General features: G+C 70.6%; 14 protein-coding genes, 1 tRNA gene and 1 pseudogene. 2 read left to right on the top strand and 14 right to left on the bottom strand.

Features of this window, described 5'->3' with window-relative positions:
- Positions 1-18: 18 nt before the first annotated feature.
- Entirely contained in the window at positions 19-612 is a 594-nt protein-coding gene (locus tag ABD378_RS18680; RefSeq protein ID WP_344522049.1) for a TetR/AcrR family transcriptional regulator, read from the bottom strand.
- Between the two features lie 100 nt (positions 613-712).
- On the opposite strand from ABD378_RS18680, the gene ABD378_RS18675 reads away from it, so the two are divergent.
- On the top strand, positions 713-1,312 hold the full coding sequence (locus tag ABD378_RS18675; RefSeq protein ID WP_344522048.1) for an LppU/SCO3897 family protein: 600 nt from the start codon (positions 713-715) through the stop codon (positions 1,310-1,312).
- A 223-nt stretch (positions 1,313-1,535) separates the two neighbouring features.
- On the opposite strand, the gene ABD378_RS18670 is transcribed toward ABD378_RS18675, so the two are convergent.
- The 11 genes from ABD378_RS18670 to bldG all read right to left on the bottom strand — a co-directional run bounded on the left by ABD378_RS18670 (position 1,536) and on the right by bldG (position 17,746).
- Positions 1,536-1,609 (bottom strand) — tRNA-Thr (locus ABD378_RS18670).
- 124 nt (positions 1,610-1,733) lie between these two features.
- Positions 1,734-3,290, bottom strand: a complete 1,557-nt coding sequence (locus ABD378_RS18665) for an alpha/beta hydrolase (protein WP_344522047.1) — start codon at positions 3,288-3,290, stop codon at positions 1,734-1,736.
- 180 nt (positions 3,291-3,470) lie between these two features.
- Positions 3,471-4,676 carry a DNA polymerase III subunit delta' gene (locus tag ABD378_RS18660; protein WP_344522046.1) on the bottom strand — a complete coding sequence of 402 codons (1,206 nt, stop codon included), beginning with the start codon at positions 4,674-4,676 and terminating at the stop codon, positions 3,471-3,473.
- A 142-nt stretch (positions 4,677-4,818) separates the two neighbouring features.
- Complete coding sequence (gene tmk, locus ABD378_RS18655) at positions 4,819-7,947, bottom strand: dTMP kinase (protein WP_344522045.1); 3,129 nt, start codon at positions 7,945-7,947, stop codon at positions 4,819-4,821.
- A 139-nt stretch (positions 7,948-8,086) separates the two neighbouring features.
- Entirely contained in the window at positions 8,087-10,918 is a 2,832-nt protein-coding gene (topA, locus tag ABD378_RS18650) for a type I DNA topoisomerase (RefSeq protein ID WP_344522044.1), read from the bottom strand.
- A 275-nt stretch (positions 10,919-11,193) separates the two neighbouring features.
- Positions 11,194-11,391 carry a hypothetical protein gene (locus ABD378_RS18645; RefSeq protein ID WP_190084028.1) on the bottom strand — a complete coding sequence of 66 codons (198 nt, stop codon included), beginning with the start codon at positions 11,389-11,391 and terminating at the stop codon, positions 11,194-11,196.
- A gap of 299 nt (positions 11,392-11,690) precedes the next feature.
- Positions 11,691-13,223, bottom strand: coding sequence for a DUF7059 domain-containing protein (locus tag ABD378_RS18640; protein ID WP_344522043.1), 1,533 nt, complete (start codon positions 13,221-13,223; stop codon positions 11,691-11,693).
- A 131-nt stretch (positions 13,224-13,354) separates the two neighbouring features.
- Complete coding sequence (locus ABD378_RS18635) at positions 13,355-13,936, bottom strand: small secreted protein (RefSeq protein ID WP_344522042.1); 582 nt, start codon at positions 13,934-13,936, stop codon at positions 13,355-13,357.
- A gap of 198 nt (positions 13,937-14,134) precedes the next feature.
- Positions 14,135-16,543, bottom strand: a complete 2,409-nt coding sequence (locus ABD378_RS18630) for a sodium-translocating pyrophosphatase (RefSeq protein ID WP_344522041.1) — start codon at positions 16,541-16,543, stop codon at positions 14,135-14,137.
- Positions 16,544-16,853: 310 nt separating this feature from the next.
- Positions 16,854-17,291, bottom strand: a complete 438-nt coding sequence (locus ABD378_RS18625; protein WP_344522040.1) for an ATP-binding protein — start codon at positions 17,289-17,291, stop codon at positions 16,854-16,856.
- 113 nt (positions 17,292-17,404) lie between these two features.
- Entirely contained in the window at positions 17,405-17,746 is a 342-nt protein-coding gene (gene bldG, locus ABD378_RS18620; protein ID WP_344522039.1) for an anti-sigma factor antagonist BldG, read from the bottom strand.
- Positions 17,747-17,826: 80 nt separating this feature from the next.
- Here bldG and ABD378_RS18615 point away from each other — a divergent pair, with 80 nt between their 5' ends.
- Complete coding sequence (locus ABD378_RS18615) at positions 17,827-20,280, top strand: DEAD/DEAH box helicase (RefSeq protein ID WP_344522038.1); 2,454 nt, start codon at positions 17,827-17,829, stop codon at positions 20,278-20,280.
- A 294-nt stretch (positions 20,281-20,574) separates the two neighbouring features.
- Here the strand turns inward: ABD378_RS18615 and ABD378_RS44185 are convergent.
- Both ABD378_RS44185 and ABD378_RS18605 read right to left on the bottom strand, forming a co-directional pair.
- Positions 20,575-20,790: pseudogene (locus tag ABD378_RS44185) on the bottom strand (Rv3654c family TadE-like protein); the annotation flags it as partial.
- Between the two features lie 74 nt (positions 20,791-20,864).
- Positions 20,865-20,978 carry a hypothetical protein gene (locus ABD378_RS18605; RefSeq protein ID WP_425583853.1) on the bottom strand — a complete coding sequence of 38 codons (114 nt, stop codon included), beginning with the start codon at positions 20,976-20,978 and terminating at the stop codon, positions 20,865-20,867.
- Between the last annotated feature and the right edge of the window lie 59 nt (positions 20,979-21,037).

The raw sequence follows: 21,037 nt of genomic DNA, 5'->3' as shown, positions 1-21,037 counted from the left end.
CCCCGCTCAGAACCCCACTCAGGGAACGATCGACCGCCAGATCCGCTCCGGAAGAACACGCACGGCCTGATCAAGCTCGACATCATCGAAGCCTGCGAGCCAGCGCCGCGCGGTCGCGACGACGGGCCCCAGGACCAGCCCCTCGATCAAGGCCATGGGCAGCGGGGCGACCTCCCCCGAATCGACGTGCTTCTGCATCCAGGCGGTCATCGGGGACAGCCTGGCCTCCTGTGCGTCACGGAGCTGCCGGGCCTGGGCCATCCCCAGCCGGTCGGCGTACGAGGAGTGCAGGAGCCGGGCGGCATCCGGGTTCTCCTGGATGAACCTCAGGTAGGCCCGCACGAGGGCGCGGATACCGGTCCGGGCCGTACGGGAACGCTCCACGGAAGCGCCGAGCTCGGCGAGGAGACGGCCGAGCCATCGCAGCAGCAGGGCGTTCATGAGGCCGTCGACGCTGCCGAAGTGGTGATAGAGACTGCCGAGGCTGACACCACTGGCCTTGGTGAGCGCGCCGACCGTCACACCCTGCTCGCCGGAGTCGGCGTACACCTGGAGCGCGGCATCCAGGAGTCGGTCGGCGGTCTCTTCACCGCGTTGCTGCTTGGGGCTCATGGTCCACCCAGCCTAGAGCACCTCATGGAGCCCCCCACTTCTAGAGCACATTTCTAGAAAACCACTCCACCCAATCGGCCCACTGAACCATACTGACCCCGTGTCTGAACCCATATCGCCAGCGCCGCGGCCTGGCCCCACCCCCGGCTCCAACGCCCGCGGCTGCCTGACGGCACTGGGCGTCATCGGCGCCGTACTGGTCGTCATCCTGCTGCTGAACCAGGGGGAGAACGACAGCGACAGCGCCGCTCCGACCCCCTCGACGAGCCAGGATTCGTACGACCCATCCACAAGCACCCCGTACACGAGCGACCCGTACACGGACGCCCCCTCCACAGCCGCTCCCCCCACCGACGACCCGTACGACACCGCAACGGACACCGCAACCGACACCGCAACGGACCCCGTCGCCACCCCCACGAGCGAGGCCCCCACCCCCTTCGAGTCGGGGACCTGCCTCAACGGCACGCTGCCGGACTCCACGACCGCGCAGGAGGTCGACGACGTGGAGGAGGTGTCCTGCTCGGCGTCCGACGCCCACTACGAGGTGATCGAGACGATCCCCATGACGTCGGAGATGAGCCGCTGCGACGCCAACCCCAAGACGCAGTACGCCTTCTCGTACCGCTACACCCTCAACGGCTCGACCATCAACGAGTACGTCTACTGCCTGGTCGGCCTGGGCTCCTACGCCCGCTGAAGCCCTGAAGCCTTGAAGCCTGAAGCCCCCGCCCAACGTCTCCCAGCGAACCCAAGGCGCTACGCCATTCTAGAAAGTTCTTCCAATTAGCCCGCCCGATGGCCCAAACTGACCCCCGTGCCAGGACCTGCGTCCGTCGGTGCGGCCCGGGGCGAGCGCACGGCCGATTCCAGGCAAAGCAAAAGCCCCAGGTCACGGCGAGTGAGTCCTGAGGCTTCTACAGAGCCGCCTTCGGGATTCGAACCCGAGACCTACGCATTACGAGTGCGTTGCTCTGGCCATCTGAGCTAAGGCGGCACGCGTCCCGCACCTATGGTGCGGTCAGCAGCGGAGCCAAGTCTACACAGTTTCCAGGGGTGCTCCGCCCACCCCCGATGGGCGGTGCTCCAGCGCCCGCGTCACCCTTGCGAGCAGCGCCGCGTCACCCCTGCGAGCAGCGCTTTCCGTCGTCCGGGGCCTTGCCCTCCAGCAAGTACTCGTTGATCGCCGAGTCCACGCACTTGCTGCCACGCCCGTACGCCGTGTGCCCGTCGCCCTCGTACGTGAGCAGCTTGCCGGAGGAGAGCTGGTCGGCCAGGGCCTCGGCCCAGCGGTAGGGGGTCGCCGGGTCGCGCGTGGTGCCGACCACGACGATCGGGGCCGCGCCGTCCGCCTCGATGCGGTGCGGCTCGCCCGTCGCCTTCACCGGCCAGTACGAGCAGTTCAGCGAGGCCCAGGCAAGGCCCTCGCCGAAGATCGGGGAGGCCTTCTCGAAGTCCGGGAGCGACTTCTTCACGTCGTCCGCCGTGGCGAAGGCAGGGGGCAGGTCCAAGCAGTTCACGGCGGCGTTGGCGAACATGAGGTTCGCGTACGTTCCGTCGCCGTCGCGCTCGTAGTAGCTGTCCGAGAGCGAGAGGAGGCCGGCGCCGTCCTTGTCCTTGATCGCAGCGGTCAGCGCCGTGCGCAGCTGGGGCCAGGCCGCCTCGTCGTACATCGCGGCGATCACGCCCGTCGTGGCGAGCGCCTCGCCGAGCTTGCGGCCGTCGGAGTCGCCGGTGGGGATCGGCCCGCGGTCCAGGTCGCCGAAGAGGGACTTGAGGCGCTTGCCCGCGTCCGCCTCGCTCTTCGTGCCCAGGGGGCAGTCGCTCCGGCCCACGCAGTCCTTCGCGAACGACTGGAACGCCGTCTCGAACCCGGCGGTCTGGTCGCGGTTCATGCGGCGGGCGGGAAGTGACGGGTCCATCGCGCCGTCCAGGACCAGGCGTCCGACGCGGTCCGGGTAGAGCCCGGCGTACGTCGCCCCGAGGAACGTGCCGTACGAAGCGCCCACGTAGCTCAGCTTCTCGTCGCCGAGCGCGGAGCGCAGGATGTCCATGTCGCGGGCCGCCTCGACCGTGGAGACATGCGGCAGCACCTCACCGGAGTGCTTCTCGCAGCCCGCCGCGAACTTCTTGAAGGAGTCCGAGAGTTCGGCGGTCTCGCTCTGGTCGTCCGGTGTGATGTCCGTCTGCGTGTACGCGTCCATCTGCTTGCCGTCGAGGCAGGTGACGGGCTCGCTGCGGGCCACGCCGCGCGGGTCGACCGCGGCCATGTCGTACTGGGCGCGCACCTCTTCGGGGTAGCCGAGGGCCGCGTACGACTGGAGGTAGCCGATCGCGGAGCCGCCGGGTCCGCCCGGGTTGACCAGGAGCGAGCCCAGGCGCTTGCCGGGGCCGGTGGCCTTCTTCCGGGAGACCGCGAGCTTGATGGCCTCGCCGTCCGGCTTCGCGTAGTCCAGCGGCGCCTTCATCGTGGAGCACTCGAAGCCGGGGACGCCGCACTCGCGCCAACTCAGCTTCTGTCCGTAGTACGGGGACAGCTCCTGCGGGGTGGCGCGGGGCAGCGCGGCCAGCGCGGCCATGGACGCGCCCGCCGTCGAGCTCCCGGCCGAGCAGCCGGAAATGAGCAGTCCGGCGGCCAAGAACACGGTCGCGGGGGTGCGGAGTCCTCTGATGCGCATCACGCGAGCCTAACGCTATGCGTTGGCTCGGTGACACAAAGTGCCCGTACGGGTGACTCCGTCAACGCGGCCAACGCCGTCAGCTCCGTCAACGCCGTGAGCTACGTCAACTCCGTCAACTCCGTCAGCCCTCGGCCCGGCCCAGCCATCGCTCCCTGCTAGCCCGCCGCCAGCCCGCCGCTAGCCCGCCCGCAGCGCCACCGTCATCGCCTCCACCGCGAGCAGCGGCGCCACATTGCGCTCCAATGCGGTGCGGCAGGCGCCGATCGCCTCGATGCGGCGCAGCGTGGACTCGGGCGAGGTGCCGCGCGCCAGGCGCTCCAGCATGTCGAGCACCTCCGTGTTGGCCAGTGCCACGCGGGAGCCCAGCTGCAGGGTGAGCACGTCTCGGTAGACACCGGTCAGCTCGATGAGGGCGAGGTCGAGGCTGTCGCGCTGGGTGCGGGTCTTGCGGCGCTTCTGCCTGTCCTCCAGGTCCTTCATGATGCCCGCTGTGCCGCGCGGCATCCGGCCGCCCTTCTCCGCGCCGAGCGCCGCCTTCAGGTCGTCGGTCTCCTTGACGTCGACCTCCTCGGCGACCTGCTTCGCGTCGTCGCCGGCCGTGTCGATCAGCTCCTGGGCGGCCTTGAGGCAGCCACCGATGTCCTCCACCCGCATCGGCAGCTTGAGCACTGCGGCACGGCGCTCGCGGGCCCTCGGGTCGGTCGCCAGGCGGCGGGCGCGGCCGATGTGCCCCTGGGTGGCGCGCGCGGCGGCCGCGGCGACGTCAGGCTCGATGCCGTCGCGCCGGATGAGCACATCCGCCACGGCCTCCACCGGAGGCGTACGCAGCGTCAGATGGCGGCAGCGGGAGCGGATCGTGGGCAGCACATCCTCGAGCGAGGGCGCGCAGAGCAGCCATACGGTGCGGGGGGCGGGCTCTTCCACGGCCTTCAGGAGGACGTTGCCCGCGCCCTCGGTGAGGCGGTCGGCGTCCTCAAGGACAATGACCTGCCAGCGGCCGCCCGCGGGCGACAACTGGGCCCGCCTGACCAGCTCGCGGGTCTCCTTGACGCCGATGGACAGCAGGTCCGTACGCACCACTTCGACGTCGGCGTGCGTGCCGACCAGGCTCGTGTGGCAGCCGTCGCAGAAGCCGCAGCCGGGGGCGCCCCCGAGTGCGCGGTCCGGGCTTGTGCACTGGAGCGCGGCGGCGAAGGCGCGGGCGGCGGTGGACCGCCCTGAGCCGGGCGGCCCGGTGAACAGCCAGGCATGCGTCATCTTCGACGCCTCGGGCCGCGGAGCGCCCGTGGCCACGGCGGTGACCAGCGTGTCGGCGTCCCGAGCGGCGGCACCGAGCTGCTCGCTCACCCGCTCCTGGCCCACCAGGTCGTCCCATACGGTCATCGGTCACCGCCTCCGCCCTGCTCTTGCACCTGCGTCGCACGTCGCGCTGTCGAATTCATTGTGGAGCACGCCACTGACAACGCAGGCCGCCCCACAGGCGACCCCCACAGGCGACCCCCGCAGGCCGCCCGTTCAGCGAGGCTCAGCGCCCGTTCCGACCTCGGCCCCGGCCGCGCCCGCGGCCGTCCTCGTCGCCGTCCGGCTCCCCCAGCAACTCGTCGGCCAGGGAGGGCAGATCATCCAGCGGGGTCTCCTCCGCCCAGTCGGAGCGCGGCCGCTGCCGAGGAGCACCCTGCTCGTCGACCTGGGGCAGCTCACGGGTCCGGTCGTTCCCGCCCCCCTCCGGCGCGGGGGCCGGACGCTCGTCGCGGAAGTAACCCGGCGGCACCTTGTCCTCCCGTACGGGAGGCAGTACCGCAGTCTCGTCGGCGGCTCCGGGGACCGGAGGCTGCGGCAGCACCTCGGTCTCCTCCGAGCCGGACGTGTCCCGTACCGGCGGGAGCACCGCGGTCTCGTCGGCCGCGCCCGGCGCGGGAGCACCGGGGTTCACGACGGGAGTGGGCACCGTCGTCTCGTTGTCCGGCACGGCATCCGAAGGGGCAGCGGACGGGGCCGGGTCCGGAGTGGAAGCGGGAGCGGGAGCCGACGTGGGAGCGGGAGTCGAAGCCGTCGAAGCAGCAGCCGCGGCCGCCGCCGAAGCCGCCGCCAACCGCCGCGCCTCCTCGGCCCGCAGCAGCGCCTCCTCCGCCTTGCGCTGCTTCTCGACCCGGCGCGCCTCGGCCTCGGCCCGGATCCGCGCCTCTTCCTCGGCCTCCCGATGGCGCCGCGCCTCCTCGGCCGCCCGCACCTTCTCCTCTGCGAGCAGTCGCGCCTGCTCCTCCTCGGCCTTGCGCTTCGCCTCCTCGGCGCGCTGCCTGGCCTCCTCCGCCTGCCGTTCGGCCTCGCGGCGCTGCGCCTCCTCCAGCTCGCGGCGCTTGCGCTCCTCCTCCTCGGCGCGGAGCTTGGCGAGCTGCTCCTGGCGCTCGCGCTCGACCCGCTCCTCCTCGGCCTTGCGCGCGGCCTCTTCCTCGGCCTTGCGGCGCGCCTCTTCCTCGGCTGCCTTGCGGGCCTCCTCCTGTGCCTTCACCTCGGCCTCGGAGAGCGGCAGCATCAGGTCGAGCCGGTGCCGGACCACGGTCGTGACCGCCTCCGGCTCCTGAGCGGCGTCGACCACCAGGTAGCGCCCCGGGTCGGCCGCGGCGAGCGTCAGGAAACCGGACCGCACGCGCGTGTGGAACTCGGCGGGCTCCGACTCGAGACGGTCGGGCGCCTCGGTGAAGCGCTCGCGGGCCGCCTCCGGGGACACGTCGAGCAGCACCGTCAGATGCGGCACGAGCCCTGCCGTCGCCCACCGCGAGATGCGGGCGATCTCAGTCGGGGAGAGATCGCGGCCCGCGCCTTGATAGGCCACGGACGAGTCGATGTACCGGTCGGAGATGACGACCGCGCCCCGCTCAAGGGCGGGACGTACGACCGTGTCGACGTGCTCGGCACGGTCGGCGGCGTACAGAAGTGCCTCGGCGCGGTGCGAGAGACCGGCCGACGAGACGTCGAGCAGGATCGACCGCAGCCGCTTGCCGACCGGCGTGGCCCCCGGCTCGCGCGTCACGACGACCTCGTGACCCTTGGCCCGGATCCACTCGGCGAGCGCCTCGGCCTGCGTCGACTTGCCGGCGCCGTCGCCGCCCTCCAGGGCGATGAAGAACCCCGTGGCCGCGATCCCCTGCACGGGGTCGTCGCCGCCGCGCAGCGCGTCCCGCAGGTCGTGCCGCAGCGGCACGCCCTGCCGGTCGTCGATCTTGGCGAGGACCAGCGCGGCCACCGGCAGGAGCAGCGCGCCCACCAGCATCAGCGTGAAGGCGGCGCCGCCGTGGTCGAACACGAACTTGCCGTTGACGAAGCGGTGCGGCCCGATCGCCGCCGCGACCACGGGGGCCACGAGCGCGCCGAGCGCGATGAAGAGGCGTACGACCGCCTGGAGATGCTCCGTCGTGCGCGCCCGGCGGTAGTCCTCGACCTCCTGGTCGAGCAGCGCGTGCCCGGTGTGCGCGGCGATGCCCGCGGCCACTCCGGCGAGCGCCAGGAGCAGCAGCACGGTCGTCACGTCGGGCACGAGGCCCGCGGCGAGCAGCGCGACACCGGTGAGGGCGATCACGAGCGCGAGCAGCCGGCGGCGCGGGAGCGTGGGCAGCAGCGACGGCGCGGTGCGGATGCCGACAGCGGCCGAGCCGGTCAGCGCGAGGACGATCAGGCCGTACATGACGGGCCCGCCGTCCAGGTCCTTGGCGTGCAGCACGGCGACCGCGACGGAGGCCGCGACGGCCCCGGAGATCGCGGCGCAGGCGGCGACGAGCAGCGGGATCGCGCCGGTGCGGCCCTTGTCGGTGCCGCTGGCGGTGCGGGGCCTGCGCAGCCCTTCGAGGGGGCTACGCGCGCGTGGCGTCTGCGTGGCCGGAAGTTCGAGGAAGTAGACGATCGACAGCGAGGCCGCGAACAGCCCGGCGGCGACGAACGAGGCGAGCCCCGCCTGGTGCACCTCGAACCACTCGAGCCCAGTGCCCAGCAGGTTGCCGATCAGCGTGACGGCGACGAGCGCGGCGGCCGCGACGGGCAGCGCCACGAATCCCGTACGCAGCGACAGGCGCCGCAGTGCGTCCATGTGGTCCGGCAGCGGCCGCACCGTCGCGCCCTCCAGGGGCGGCGCGGGCAGCAGCGCGGGCGCCGCGCTCTCCCGGCAGACCGTCCAGAAGCGCTCGGCGACGCCGATCACGAAGGCGGTCACGAGCAGTACGGCCAGCGCGTTGTCCGGCGTCCAGTCGATCCACAGCGGCGCGACGATCAGCAGCGCGGCCCGCAGGCCGTCCGCCACGACCATCGTCCAGCGCCGGTCGAGCGGCCCGTCGGGTGAGGTGAGCGACGACAGCGGGCCCAGAAGCACCGCCCCGAAGAGCAGCGTCGCGAGAACGCGTGCCCCGAAGACAGCGGTAACGGCGAACGCGACCCCTCGATAGCCGCCCCCGAACGCCCCCTCGGCGATGGCCGCTTGCAGCGCGAGCACCACCAGGACAAGGAGGGCGAGGGCATCGCCGACACCACCGACGAGCTGAGCGCTCCACAGGCGCTTCAGCTGCGGCACGCGCAGCAAGGCGCGGACAGCACGCTCTCGGGAATCTGCGACCAGGGCGTCGTCGGGGGCCGGGTTTCCGACCGGTGGCTGCTCGGCACGCGTCATCCGTCCAGCCTATCTGGACGGTGTGACACTCCGAAGGGGCGCCCGAACAAACGGGCGCCCCTTCGGTTCACACATTCACAGCGCCGTACGAAGCGACGCGTACAGACACGCACAGACGCGTACAGCCGCGGACAGCTGCCTACTCGGAGTCGGACGCCTTCGTGGCCGAAGCCGCGGTCTTCTTGGCGGCGGCCGTCTTCGTAGTCGTCTTCTTCGCGGCCGTCGTCTTCTTGGCGGCCGTCTTCTTCGCAGCCGTCTTCTTGGCCGCGGTCTTCTTGGCGGGAGCCTTCTTCGCCGCCTTCTTGGCGGTCTTCTTGGCCGGACCCTTCGCCCGCTTCTCCTCAAGCAGTTCGTAGCCGCGCTCGGGAGTGATGTCCTCCACGGAGTCCGAGGCCCGCAGCGTCGCGTTCGTCTCGCCGTCCGTGACGTACGCCCCGAAGCGGCCGTCCTTGACGACGACCGGCTTCTTGCTGACCGGGTCCTCGCCGAGCTCCTTCAGCGGCGGCTTGGCCGCGGCCCGCCCACGCTGCTTGGGCTGGGCGTAGATCGCGAGGGCCTCTTCCAACGTGACGTTGAACAGCTGCTCCTCGGCCTCCAGGGACCGCGAGTCCGTGCCCTTCTTCAGGTACGGGCCGTAGCGCCCGTTCTGCGCGGTGATCTCGACACCCTCGGCATCGGCACCCACCACACGCGGCAGGGACATCAGCTTCAGGGCGTCCTCGAGCGTCACCGTGTCGAGCGACATGGACTTGAAGAGCGAGGCCGTCCGCGGCTTGACCGCTTTCTTGCCGGTCTTCGGGGTGCCCTCGGGGAGCACCTCGGTGACGTACGGGCCGTAGCGGCCGTCCTTGGCGATGATCTCGTGACCCGACGTGGGGTCGGTGCCGAGCGCGAAGTCACCGCTCGGCTTGGCGAGCAGCTCCTCGGCGTACTCGACGGTCAGCTCGTCCGGCGGCAGGTCGTCGGGCACGTCGGCACGCTGGTGGCCCTCCGCGTCCTTCTCGCCGCGCTCGATGTACGGGCCGTACCGGCCGACGCGCAGCACGATGCCGTCGCCGACGGGGAAGGAGGAGATCTCCCGGGCGTCGATCGCGCCCAGGTCGGTCACCAGTTCCTTGAGCCCGCCGAGGTGGTCGCCGTCGCCGTTGCCCGCGCTGGAGGCGGCGCCCGCGTCGTCGCCCTCGCCGAAGTAGAAGCGCCTCAGCCACGGCACGGCCTGCGCCTCGCCCCGCGCGATGCGGTCGAGGTCGTCCTCCATGCGTGCGGTGAAGTCGTAGTCGACGAGGCGCCCGAAGTGCGTCTCCAGGAGGTTGACCACGGCGAAGGACAAGAAGGAGGGCACAAGGGCCGTGCCCTTCTTGAAGACGTAGCCGCGGTCGAGGATCGTGCCGAGGATCGACGCGTACGTCGACGGGCGGCCGATCTCGCGCTCTTCGAGCTCCTTGACCAGCGAGGCCTCGGTGTAGCGGGCCGGCGGCTTGGTCGCGTGGCCGTCGACCGAGATCTCGTCGGCGGACAGCGCGTCGCCCTCGCTGACCTGCGGGAGCCTGCGCTCACGGTCGTCGAGCTCGGCGTTCGGGTCGTCCGCGCCCTCTACGTAGGCCTTCATGAAGCCGTGGAAGGTGATGGTCTTGCCGGACGCGCTGAACTCGGCGTCGCGGCCGTCGGCAGCCGTGCCACCGATCTTCACCGTGACGGAGTTTCCGACCGCGTCCTTCATCTGGGAGGCGACGGTCCGCTTCCAGATCAGTTCGTAGAGCCGGAACTGGTCGCCGGTCAGGCCGGTCTCGGCGGGCGTGCGGAAACGATCACCCGAAGGGCGGATCGCCTCGTGCGCCTCCTGCGCGTTCTTGACCTTCCCGGCGTACGTACGGGGCTTGTCCGGCAGGTAGTCGCTGCCGTACAGCTGCGTGACCTGCGCGCGAGCGGCGGTGATCGCCGTGTCGGACAGCGTCGTGGAGTCCGTACGCATGTAGGTGATGAAGCCGTTCTCGTACAGCTTCTGGGCCACCTGCATCGTGGCCTTCGCGCCGAAGCCCAGCTTGCGGCTGGCCTCCTGCTGCAGCGTCGTCGTACGGAACGGCGCGTACGGAGAGCGGCGGTAGGGCTTGGACTCGACGGAGCGGACCGCGAACCGGGTGCTCTCAAGGGCCGCGGCGAGCGAGCGGGCGTTCGCCTCGTCCAGGTGCAGCGTGTCGGACTTGAGCTGTCCGACCGAGTTGAAGTCACGGCCCTGCGCGATGCGCTTGCCGTCGACCGTGGTGAGGCGCGCGATCAGTTGCGAGGGGTCGGACGCGTCACCGGTGCGGCCGGTGCCGAAGGTGCCCGTCAGATCCCAGTACTCGGCGGAGCGGAAGGCGATGCGCTCGCGCTCACGCTCGACGACGAGGCGGGTCGCCACGGACTGGACACGGCCGGCCGACAGGCGCGGCATGACCTTCTTCCACAGGACCGGCGAGACCTCGTAGCCGTAGAGACGGTCGAGGATGCGGCGGGTCTCCTGGGCGTCGACCATGCGCTTGTTGAGGTCGCGGGGGCTTGCGACGGCCTCCTGGATCGCGGCCTTGGTGATCTCGTGGAACACCATGCGCTTGACCGGGACCTTGGGCTTCAGGACCTCGAGGAGGTGCCACGCGATGGCTTCGCCCTCGCGGTCCTCATCGGTGGCGAGGAAGAGTTCGTCGGAGTCCTTCAGCAGGTCCTTGAGCTTCTTGACCTGCGCCTTCTTGTCGGCGTTGACGACATAGATGGGCTCGAAGTCGTTGTCGACGTCCACGCCGAGACGGCGGACCTCGCCGGTGTACTTGTCGGGGACCTCCGCGGCGCCGTTGGGGAGGTCGCGGATGTGCCCGACGCTCGCCTCGACTACGTAGCCGGGGCCGAGGTAACCCTTGATCGTCTTCGCCTTGGCAGGCGACTCGACGATGACGAGTCGGCGGCCGCCCTTTGCGGTCTCGCTGGTCGGGGACAACTTCGCTCTTCTCTCCGGTCGGTGCTCGGTGGCCGTGGTGCATGGCCTCGCTCGGTGCGCTTGAGTTGCGCTGACGCTGCGGAGTGTGACGGTACATCCCGCCCCCGTGTCAAACGGTAAAAGCCCGCAACGGCCACTCGAACGGTAACCCGACTACCGCCATTCCTGCCGCCCGGCGTGGCGACCTGCCCTTTCACCACCGGGTTCGCCACCGGCTCGGCACCGGCGCCGGGCCTACGGCCCGTACGCGCCCAGCGGCCTCCGACCGCCGCCGGTCACATCCGAGTGAAACACCACACTCCGAGCACCAGTGCGCCCGACCCGGCGAGCGCGGCGAGTGTCGCCGATGCGACAGGGTTCACACCGTCGGCGACGGGCGCGCGGTGCGCCACGCGTGCTCCGGTCCACAGCAGCAGCCCCGCTCCGAACAGCGCGAACACCGTCCCTGCGAAGATCGCTGGTCCACTCTCCATGTCATTGCCTCCCCGTACCGAGTTCCCGGCTTGGGAAACTGACACGCCCGGGAAGCCGGGGCGCGAACCCCGGGTGAACGGAGGGCGCCCGATCCGAATCACCGGTCGGTGCCGCCTCAACTCGACTGGAACTGGTCGCCCGGGAGCTGGTTCGCACAGTCCACCTTCTCGATGTACGTCCAGCGGTCGCAGACGTCCATCCATCCCACCCACAACGGGGGGACCGATGTCCGCGAAACGTACGAGACACGCCGTACGCGTACCGCCAACGGCCCGGCGGCCAGCTTTTAAAGCGGTCTCTACGACCCGACCGGCTCCAGGAAGCCCTGCTCGACGAGAAGACGGATCTGGGCGGGCGTGCGGTCCCGCAGCAAGACGGGGTCCTCCCCCACCAGTTGGGCGATCGCGTCGAGAATCCGCCCGGCGCTCAGCGTCCCGTCGCACACACCGGCGAAGCCCGCGCCCACCGTGTCCACCTTGGTGGCCCGCCGCATCCCGCGCTGCTGGCGCAGCACGACATGCTCCGGGTCCTCGGCGCCCGGCAGCCCGACCTGCTCCTGCACGACCCCGTCCGCGAGCCTGAAGTGCCCGGCGAGCAGCGCGGCGTCGTCGTGCGCCCGCAGGAAGTCCTGCCGCGCGAAGAACTCCCGCACCGTCTCGCCAAGGGGCTGCTCGACGGGGTGCGGCCACTCCTCCACGGTCACGGACGGCTCGGCGGCACCTGATCCGGCACCGGCCTTGCGCAGCGTGATCCACCCGAATCCGACCGCGCGCGTCTTGCGGGCCTCGAACTCGTCGAGCCACGCGTCGTACCGAGCCGCGTACTCCTCCGGATCCGCCTGGTGGTCCCCTGCGTCCCGCAGCCACAACTCGGCGTACTGCGTGGTGTCCTGCACCTCGCGCTGCACGATCCACGCGTCGCACCCGCGCGGCACCCAGGAACGGAGCCGCTCGGTCCACTCCTCGCCGTCCACGTGCTGCCAGTTGGCGAGGAAGTGCGCGTACCCCCCTTCGTTCAACCGCTCCCCTGCCTGCTGAACGAGCGACCGGCACAGATCGTCCCCGCCCATCCCGCCGTCGCGGTAGGTGAGCCGCGCCCCCGGAGAGATCACGAAGGGGGGATTGGACACGATCAGGTCGTACGTCTCCTCGCCCACGGGTTCGAAGAGGGAGCCCTCCCGCAGGTCCGCCTCGGGTGCGCCGGACAGCGCCAGCGTGAGCCGCGTGATGTGCAGCGCCCGGGGGTTGAGATCAGTCGCGGTCACCCGGGTCGCGTGCTGTGCGGCGTGCAGCGCCTGGATCCCGGAGCCGGTACCGAGGTCGAGAGCGCCGGCCACCGGCGTGCGCACCGTGAGCCCGGCGAGCGTCGTGGACGCCCCGCCGACGCCGAGTACGACCCCTTCGTCATGGCTGCCGATGCCTCCGGCGCCGCCGACCGCGCACCCCAGGTCCGAGACGATGAACCAGTCCTCGCCACCCGGCCCGCCGTAGGGCCGCACGTCCACCGTCGCCTTCAGCGCACCCTCACCGTCCGCCGCTGACAGCCAACCGCTCTCCAGTAGAGGGCCGACCGGCAAAACGGCCGCCACGCGCGCGTGCGGCACGGAACGCTGCAGCAGGAAGAGCCGTACGAGCGTCTCCAGCGGCCCTTCGCCGCGGGTGGCCCGCAGCGCGGGCACGGTCTCGCTGCGGGCGAGCGCCGTGTAGGCAGGCGCCCCAAGGAGCTCGAGCAGCCCGTCAGCGGTGAAGTCGGCCGCCAGCAGGGCTTCCCGCAACTGGGCACAGACGTCGGCACGATCGGACGAGGGCAGGGGGGCGCTAGCGATACTCACCCCTTCATTGTGACCCGATATGGCCGCGCAGGCTGTGCCCACCACCGCCGGGCACGGCTGGACGCAACGCTGCCCCGGACGCCGGGGGTCTCCCCCAGGCTCCGGGGCAACAGGCAAAGAGGGGGCAACCCCTAGGCGGCGGAAGGCGTAGCGCTAGCGGACTTGCAGCTGTCTTGCTTGCCCATCGCCTTGCCGACCTCACCCTCCTGCAGCTTCTCAAGCGCCTCGTTGCCGCTCTTGCTGAGCTTGTCCAGCTCGCCCGCGACAGACTTCAGCCCGTCCGCGAAGTCCGCCTGGTTCTTGGTGTCCAGGCCGTCGACCTTCTTCTTCAGGTCGCCGTACGACTTGGAGATGGCGTTCAGTTCCTTGACCGCGTCGTCGGTCTTCTTCTGACCGCCGTCGACCGGCGGAGCGCCCGCCTTCTTCACCGCGGCGCCCATCGCCTTGTAGGCGTCGGACATGTCCTGGAACGCCTTGGAGTCGGTCTTCTGAACGTCCTCCGGCGAGCTGTTGTCCGAGGTCTCCTTCTGGATCGCGGCATTGGCGGAGGCGATCTTCTTCGACTGCGGCTGAACCGAGTCACAGACGTCCTTGGCCCAGGAGTCCAGCTTCTCGTTGCCGTCGTCGCTGCAGCCCGACAGCGCCAGTACCAGTACCGCACCGCCGGACAGTGCGGCTGCAAGCTTCTTGTTCACCGGATTGGTCCCTTCCATGGCTCTCGGCCCCGGAACTTACACGCCAACTGGGCTACAACCGCATGCCGGGGGTCCGGTACCACCCCTATTGAAGCCATTTGCACCAAGCGGAGAGCGCGAGAGAAGGCTCACGAGACATTCACCGGGCGCACGAAGGGCGGACGCCGCGTCAAGACGCGCCGCCCGCCCGTGTGTTGGGCAGAGTCTGACCCGGTGTTACGAAACCACGGCCGGGTCAGCCGAGTTACCTACCCGCTCCGCACCACCCTCCTCCGCGTCGCCCACGGCGATGCCTCGCCTCTTGGAGACGTACACCGCGCCGATGATGACCAGGATCGAGAGCACCGCGATCAGTGCCCGCACCCCGGGGCTCGCGTCGTCCCCGTAACTGAACTGGACGACCGCGGGCGCGATGAGCAGCGCCACCAGGTTCATCACCTTCAGGAGCGGGTTGATCGCCGGGCCCGCGGTGTCCTTGAACGGGTCACCGACGGTGTCACCGATCACCACCGCGGCGTGGGCCTCACTGCCCTTGCCGCCGTGGTGGCCGTCCTCGACGAGCTTCTTCGCGTTGTCCCAGGCACCGCCCGAGTTGGCGAGGAAGACCGCCATCAGCGTGCCCGTGCCGATCGCGCCCGCCAGGAACGAGCCGAGCGCGCCGACGCCGAGCGAGAAGCCGACCGCGATCGGCGTGAGCACGGCGAGCAGACCTGGCGTTGCCAGCTCGCGCAGCGCGTCCTTGGTGCAGATGTCGACGACGCGCCCGTACTCCGGTTCCTCGGAGTAGTCCATGATCCCGGGGTGCTCGCGGAACTGCCGCCGCACCTCGTAGACCACCGCTCCTGCCGACCTCGACACCGCGTTGATCGCTAGCCCCGAGAAGAGGAAGACGACCGCGGCGCCCAGGATCAGGCCGACCAGGTTGTTGGGCTGTGAGATGTCCATCACGAGGTTCATCGGGGCGCCGTCGCCCATTTTCTCGCCGACGTCCTTGGCCGCCGTCGCGATGGCGTCGCGATACGAGCCGAAGAGCGCCGCTGCCGCGAGGACGGCCGTGGCGATGGCGATGCCCTTGGTGATGGCCTTGGTGGTGTTGCCGACGGCGTCCAGGTCGGTGAGCACCTGCGCGCCGGCGCCCTCGACGTCACCGGACATCTCGGCGATGCCCTGCGCGTTGTCGGAGACCGGACCGAAGGTGTCCATGGCGACGATCACGCCGACCGTGGTGAGCAGGCCGGTTCCGGCGAGCGCCACCGCGAACAGGGCGAGCATGATCGACGTACCGCCGAGCAGGAACGCCCCGTACACGCCGAGCCCGATGAGGAGCGAGGTGTAGACGGCCGATTCGAGCCCGAGCGAGATTCCGGCCAGGACGACGGTGGCAGGGCCGGTGAGCGAGGTCTTGCCGATGTCCCTCACAGGACGCCGGTTCGTCTCGGTGAAGTAGCCGGTGAGCTGCTGGATCAGCGCGGCCATGACGATGCCGATCGCGACGGCGACGACCGCGAGGACTCGCGGATCGCCGTCGTGACCCGCGATCGCCGCGTCCGTGACGCCGTCCAGGTCGGCGTACGACGAGGGCAGGTAGACGTAGACCGCCACGGCCACGAGCACCAGCGAGATGATCGCGGAGATGAAGAATCCGCGGTTGATTGCGGTCATCCCGCTGCGGTCGGAGCGCCGTGGCGCCACCGCGAAGATCCCGATCATCGCCGTCACGACGCCGATCGCCGGAACGATCAGCGGGAAGGCGAGTCCGGAGTCGCCGAACGCGACCTTGCCGAGGATCAGCGCGGCGACCAGGGTCACCGCGTAGGACTCGAAGAGGTCGGCGGCCATTCCCGCGCAGTCGCCGACGTTGTCGCCCACGTTGTCGGCGATGGTCGCGGCATTCCTCGGGTCGTCCTCCGGAATGCCCTGCTCGACCTTGCCGACCAGGTCGGCGCCGACGTCGGCGGCCTTGGTGAAGATGCCGCCGCCCACACGCATGAACATCGCGATCAGCGCCGCCCCGAGGCCGAAGCCCTCGAGGACCTTCGGCGCGTCGGCCGCGTAGACGAGCACCACGCAGGAGGCGCCCAGAAGACCGAGCCCCACCGTGAACATGCCGACAACGCCGCCCGTGCGGAAAGCGATCTTCATGGCCTTGTGCGAAACGGCGGTGAGATCCTTTTCGGGTTCACCTTCCGCCGGCGTGGCCTCCCGTGCGGCTGCCGCCACACGAACATTGCTGCGTACGGCGAGCCACATACCGATATAGCCGGTGGTCGCCGAGAACACCGCACCGATCAAGAAGAAGATCGATCGGCCGGCACGCTGATTCCAGTCGTCTGCGGGCAGCAGCATGAGCAGGAAGAACACCACGACGGCGAAAACACCGAGAGTGCGCAGCTGCCTGCCGAGGTAGGCATTGGCGCCCTCCTGGATCGCCTTCGCGATCTTCTTCATGCTGTCGGTGCCCTCGTCGGCCGCGAGCACCTGGCGTACGAGCACCCAGGCGACCACGAGAGCCGCGACCGCGACGGCCGCGATGACCATCACGATGAGGCGGTTGTCGTCGGTCAGTACTGCGGCTGCGAAGGTTGAGGGGTGGTCAAACTGATGAGGGGTAGAAAGCCCCGCCATTCGTCCTCCTTGGCGCTTGGGCTGAGCTCAAGATGTGGACGGATTGTAGGTAGCGGAACCTGATCAAAACAGAGTGCCGCAAACGGAATTGGCGCGAGATTGCTCCCCAGCAAATGATCGCGACCACAGATTGACCCCGAAAGCGGTAATGCCCCAAAACCGTTGACGGAGGTCGACAGTCCCGAGGCAATTGACCGAGGCAATGATCAAAAAAGAAAAAGGCCCTGCTCCCGAGCCGGGAGCAAGACCTTGGTGTGGCGGGTGTGGCCGGTGTGGCGGGTGTGGCGGGGCAGAGCCGAAGCTCGCCGGATCAGAGAAGCGGCGCCGGGGTCGTCGGCCACGTCATCCGGATGAGACCGCCGCCCTCGCCCGCGGTGACCTCCACGTCATCCACGAGCCCGCTGATGACGGCGAGACCCATCTCGTCCTCACCCTCGGCATCCAGATCGTCGGCCGTACCGGCCCCGGAGCCGGGTGCCCGGTCGCCGGGAGTCGCGTGGGGGGCCTCGTCGCCGACCTCGATGGAGAACTGCTTCTCGTCCTCGATCAGGGCGACCCGCACCGGCGCCGAGACGCCGTTGCTCTGGTGCAGCCCGACGGCACGCGTGCAGGCCTCGCCGACAGCGAGTCTGACCTCGTCGAGAACGGCCTCGTCCACTCCGGCCCTGCGCGCGACCGCCGCGGCCACCAGCCGGGCGGTCCTGACGTGCTCGGGCAGCGCGCTGAAGCGGAGTTCAACGGTGGCCATGCATCCCCCTCGGACATACGCGCGTGCTGTCAGAGGGCCGGGCCGAGGGCCCGGTCCCCTGCTGTTCTGCCACCCCCGGGCCCGGCAAGCAGCCGACCCGGGGCATCCGGCTCTCAGTCGGTGGCCGCGACCGCTTCCTCGACCGAGGTGTGAATGGGGAACACCTTGGTCAGGCCGGTGATGCGGAAGATCTCCAAGATTCGCTCCTGGTTGCAGACCAGGCGCAGCGAGCCCTCATGGGCACGCACCCGCTTCAGGCCGCCGACCAGCACGCCGAGTCCGGTGGAGTCGAGGAAGTCCACGCCCTCCATGTCGACGACCAGGTGGAAACTGCCGTCGTTCACCAACTCGACCAACTGCTCGCGCAACTTGGGCGCGGTATATACATCGATTTCGCCACCGACCTCGACGACCGTACGATCGCCGACGGTACGGGTCGACAGGGACAGGTCCACGGATCCTCCAGCACCTTGCTATCGAGCGGTCATCCCTCGGGACACCTCGGCAGAGCCCCCAGGACGGATCGCCAGCCGCGATGGCATTCAATCACTTACAGGCAGGCGTGCACGACGCCTTGGGACCATTGTCCATCCCGCCAGTGACACACTCGGTGCCGATGGCCAACTTTTCTCCGCCGGGCGGACCCTCCACGGGCGCCCCGGTACGCACGTCTCCACGGACGGTCCTGGACCGGCTCACCGCGGGGCCGAGCCGTGCTTCGCGCGTCACTCATACGGAGCACTTGCCCCCGCGCGAGGCCCGGTATGCAGTCTGGCCTGATCGCATCCGTTCCGAGGTCGTCTCCGCGGTGCAGTCGGCCGGGATCGAGCACCCCTGGGCCCACCAGGCACTCGCCGCCGAGCACGCCCTGGACGGCGAGTCGGTCATCGTCGCCACCGGCACCGCATCGGGAAAGTCGCTGGCCTACCTCACCCCCGTCCTCTCGGCCCTGCTCGACGGCTCCGAGGCCCCGAACGGCCGCGGCACGACCGCGCTGTACCTGGCCCCCACGAAGGCCCTGGCGGCCGACCAGCGCCGCGCCGTTCGCGAGCTGGCGGCTCCGCTGGGCAACGCGATCCGCCCCGCCGTGTACGACGGCGACACCCCCGTCGAAGAACGCGAATGGGTACGCCAGTACGCCAACTACGTCCTGACCAACCCCGACATGCTGCACCGCGGGATACTCCCGTCCCACCCCCGCTGGTCCTCCTTCCTGCGCGCCCTGCGCTATGTCGTCATCGACGAGTGCCACACCTACCGCGGCGTCTTCGGCTCCCACGTCGCCCAGGTCCTGCGCCGACTGCGCCGCCTCTGCGCCCGCTACGACTCCGACCCCGTCTTCCTCCTCGCCTCCGCCACCTCGGCCGAGCCGGCCATCGCCGCGGAACGCCTCACCGGACTGCCCGTGAAGGAGGTCGCCGACGACGCCTCACCCCGCGGCGACCTCGTCTTCGCCCTCTGGGAACCCCCGCTCACCGAACTCCACGGCGAGAAGGGCGCCCCCGTCCGCCGCACCGCCACCGCCGAGACGGCGGACCTGCTGACCGACCTGACCGTCCAGGGCGTCCGCTCGGTCGCCTTCGTACGCTCCCGGCGCGGCGCCGAGCTGATCTCGGTGATCGCCCAGGAACGCCTCGCCGAGGTCGACCGCTCCCTCGCCCGCCGCGTGGCCGCCTACCGGGGCGGATATCTGCCCGAGGAGCGCCGCGCCCTGGAGCGGGCCCTGCACTCCGGAGAACTCCTCGGTCTCGCGGCCACCACCGCCCTCGAGCTCGGCGTGGACGTCTCCGGGCTGGACGCCGTGATCATCTCCGGCTACCCGGGGACCCGTGCCTCGCTCTGGCAGCAGGCGGGCCGCGCCGGACGCTCCGGGCAGGGCGCGCTGGCCATCCTCGTCGCCCGTGACGACCCGCTGGACACGTATCTCGTCCACCACCCCGAAGCGCTCTTCCAGCAGCCGGTGGAGTCCACGGTCCTCGACCCCGACAACCCGTACGTCCTCGCGCCCCACCTCTGCGCGGCCGCCGCGGAACTCCCCCTCACTGACGATGACTTGAAGCTCTTCGGCCCGGCCGCCGAGGAACTGCTCCCGCAACTGGAAGCCGCGAAGCTGCTGCGCCGCCGCACGAAGGCGTGGCACTGGACCCGCCGGGAGCGGGCCGCCGATCTCACCGACATCCGCGGCGAGGGCGGGAAGCCCATCCAGATCGTCGAGGAGGGCACGGGGCGGCTGCTCGGCACCGTCGACGAGTCCGCCGCGCACAGCGCCGTCCACGAGGGCGCGGTCCACCTCCACCAGGGCCGTACGTATCTCGTGCGCCGTCTGGACCTGGAGGACTCGGTCGCCCTGGTCGAGGAGGCCGGTCCGCCGTACTCCACGACCGCCCGCGACACCACGGCCATCTCCATCCTGGAAACGGACACCGAGATCCCCTGGGGCTCCGGCCGCCTCTGCTACGGCTCCGTCGAAGTCACCAACCAGGTCGTCTCCTTCCTGCGCCGCAAGCTCATCACCGGCGAGGTACTCGGCGAGACCAAGCTGGACCTGCCGCCCCGCACGCTGCGCACCCGCGCGGTCTGGTGGACGGTGACCGAGGACCAGCTGGACGCCGCCCGCGTCAATCCGGAGATCCTCGGCGGCGCCCTGCACGCCGCCGAGCACGCCTCCATCGGCATGCTGCCGCTCTTCGCGACCTGCGACCGCTGGGACATCGGCGGCGTCTCCGTGCCGCTGCATCCGGACACCCTCCTGCCGACCGTCTTCGTGTACGACGGCCACCCGGGCGGCGCGGGCTTCGCCGAGCGTGCCTTCCACACGGCCCGCGAGTGGCTCACCGCCACCCGCCAGGCCATCGCCTCCTGCGAGTGCGAGGCCGGCTGCCCCTCCTGCATCCAGTCCCCGAAGTGCGGCAACGGCAACGACCCCCTGCACAAACGCGGTGCGGTCCGCCTCCTCTCCACGCTGCTCAAGGACGCACCGGCCCCCTGAGGAGCATCTGACCACCGACGCGGGGCCGAAGCCCGTCCGCCCCGGCGCCGAGCGCCCCGCCCACACGCCGGGCCGCCGCCCGGCAGAACGCGCTGCCCTCACCTCGGGCTTCCGCCCAGCAGGCGCCACAGAGGGGCCTGACAGCCCTCCGGCAGCTCGTGCCGACCGGGTGTCCGCCCGCCACCCGGGGTGCGTCACAGCCGCCGCTCCCGGCGCCGGAGCGACCGGCCCCGCCGGGCCGGCCCGGGACCTGACCTCCGTCACGAACGGTCCGAAGCCCGCCTCCGCCGTGACGTCCGAGATCTCGCCGTGCACAGCGCACCGCACGATGCGCGTCCCCTGCGCCTCGGCCACCCGCCCGGCCTTGGCACACGCCCCGGAACGCCCCTCCATCCAGTGGTCCGCCGCCGCAAGCGCCGCCAAGTCGGCCGCCCCGCCCGCTCGATGACGGGCAACGATCACCTGCCCCATCGCGAGGACCGCGCCGCAGATCACGCACAGCACGGCCATCACGACGACGACCCACACCGTGGCGGCTCCCCGGTCCGACGCGGCCCCGGCAGTTCGGAACCCGGCCCGCCCCCTCACGTGCCCACCCCCACTGTTTCCTCGGCCAACGCCACCGCCTCCGACCGCAGCCGCAGTCCGAGCCCCAGCGCTCGTGGCCCCGGCGAGTCCGCCACGACCTCCACCCGCACCAGGTCGCCGTCCCGCCGCACGGCCACCGACGCACCGCGCGGCGCCGCCTGCCGAGCCG

It is taken from the genome of Streptomyces rectiviolaceus (assembly GCF_039533825.1).
Classification (GTDB): domain Bacteria; phylum Actinomycetota; class Actinomycetes; order Streptomycetales; family Streptomycetaceae; genus Streptomyces; species Streptomyces rectiviolaceus.
The sequence above is the reverse complement of the archived record's forward strand: the minus strand, read 5'-3'. Positions and strand labels throughout refer to the sequence as shown.

Coding starts and splice junctions, on each gene's coding strand:
- ABD378_RS18625 (WP_344522040.1), bottom strand. CDS start 17,291: ATGGCCACCGTTGAACTCCGCTTCAGCGCGCTGCCCGAGCACGTCAGG.
- tmk (WP_344522045.1), bottom strand. CDS start 7,947: ATGACGCGTGCCGAGCAGCCACCGGTCGGAAACCCGGCCCCCGACGAC.
- ABD378_RS18665 (WP_344522047.1), bottom strand. CDS start 3,290: ATGCGCATCAGAGGACTCCGCACCCCCGCGACCGTGTTCTTGGCCGCC.
- ABD378_RS18615 (WP_344522038.1), top strand. CDS start 17,827: ATGGCATTCAATCACTTACAGGCAGGCGTGCACGACGCCTTGGGACCA.
- ABD378_RS18630 (WP_344522041.1), bottom strand. CDS start 16,543: ATGGCGGGGCTTTCTACCCCTCATCAGTTTGACCACCCCTCAACCTTC.
- ABD378_RS18680 (WP_344522049.1), bottom strand. CDS start 612: ATGAGCCCCAAGCAGCAACGCGGTGAAGAGACCGCCGACCGACTCCTG.
- ABD378_RS18635 (WP_344522042.1), bottom strand. CDS start 13,936: ATGGAAGGGACCAATCCGGTGAACAAGAAGCTTGCAGCCGCACTGTCC.
- ABD378_RS18660 (WP_344522046.1), bottom strand. CDS start 4,676: ATGACCGTATGGGACGACCTGGTGGGCCAGGAGCGGGTGAGCGAGCAG.
- ABD378_RS18645 (WP_190084028.1), bottom strand. CDS start 11,391: ATGGAGAGTGGACCAGCGATCTTCGCAGGGACGGTGTTCGCGCTGTTC.